This is a genomic window from Halomonas sp. SIMBA_159 (assembly GCF_046536035.1).
GTDB lineage: Bacteria > Pseudomonadota > Gammaproteobacteria > Pseudomonadales > Halomonadaceae > Vreelandella > Vreelandella venusta_A.
Map to the genome: position 1 here is coordinate 1 of NZ_JAWJBT010001271.1, position 246 is coordinate 246.

Sequence of the window (246 nt, forward strand, 5' to 3'; positions counted from 1 at the left end):
GTTTATGGCCTTGTTCTTCGCACAAGAGATCGGGAAAGTTGCAGCGGGGCTATTCTTGATCTGCACGGTCGTCATCGGTTTCGTGATTAATTTAGTGGGCGGCTATATTTCCGATCGCTTGCCAAGAAAGAACGTGTTGATTGCTACTTCATCGCTAAGCGCCTTGTTCTTTGGCGTAATGACAGCCAGTTTAGTGCCGGAGTCGAATTGGATTTGGCTATTTGCTTTTGCCTATATCGCTTTTAT

At 45.9% G+C, this 246-nt stretch carries 1 protein-coding gene; it reads left to right on the forward strand.

What is annotated here, in order from left to right:
• A partial coding sequence (locus R0J87_RS23335) for a hypothetical protein (protein ID WP_498889354.1) occupies positions 1-246 on the forward strand: 246 nt, incomplete at both ends.